Origin of the sequence: Haloferax sp. Atlit-6N (assembly GCF_003383195.1) — an archaeon.
In the GTDB taxonomy this organism is placed as follows: domain Archaea; phylum Halobacteriota; class Halobacteria; order Halobacteriales; family Haloferacaceae; genus Haloferax; species Haloferax gibbonsii.
Genome location: NZ_QEQJ01000032.1, coordinates 1 through 825, shown reverse-complemented (window position 1 = coordinate 825; position 825 = coordinate 1). Strand labels below are relative to the sequence as shown.

Annotated in this window: 1 protein-coding gene; it reads right to left on the bottom strand. The window is 66.5% G+C overall.

What is annotated here, in order from left to right; translation table 11 throughout:
* Window positions 1-825: hypothetical protein (locus tag DEQ92_RS23545; RefSeq protein ID WP_115821723.1), on the bottom strand; the 825-nt coding region annotated here is incomplete at both ends.

Below are 825 nucleotides of genomic sequence, written 5' to 3'. Positions count from 1 at the left end.
GCGTTGCCCGTCTTCTGTCCGCTCACGAGGAAGTCGGCCAGGTTGCCGACGAACACGTCGTTGTCGGCGGTGTACGCGTCTGTCGGTGCGAGAAAGTCGGTGTCCCCGACCATTGCCACGTCACCGGACTGCACCGCGACCGCGTATGTGTCGGCGCGGCGGGTCGTTGAGAGCTTCGTCTGCTCGATTGCCGTCAGCGCGCGCTGCCCGCCGTCGGTCGAGACGGCGACCGACCCGCGGAACACGACGCGGTCGACGTCCTCCGAGAGCGATCCGCTTCCGGCGGTCGCGTAGATGCTCTTGAAGTTGTGCTGGTACTCGTGCATATTGAACAGGTACCCCGAGTGCCCGGCGACGCCGAACGTCGAACTCAGGCCGGGACCGCCGCTCGATGGTTGCTGGGGCCCGACTCCGAGCCCGAGGATGCTGAGTATGGACCCAGACGAAGACGCGGGATCCGAGAGTAACAGGACGCGGCCGCCCGCGTCGTTGAACGCGCGGACGCCGGCGAGCTGTTCGGGTGTGTACGCCTGCGTGGGGTTCGCGACCAGCAGTGCGTCCGCGCTCCGGAGCGATTCGTTCCACGCGGAGCCGCGGGCCTGCTCTTGCGTCACGAATCGGACTTCGTGACCGTTCTCGACGAGCGTGTTCACGAGCGTCGAGAGCTTTTCGTCGGAGAACTCGTTTCTGTGTGCCTTGTCGACGAGAACCGTCTTTCCGGTGGCGTCGCTGTCCATCGTGATCTCACCGGTCTCGTCGGCGGCGGCCACGCGGACCGCGTCGAGGTCGGCCTGCTGTTGCGCGAGGTTCGACACCTCCGGGGTG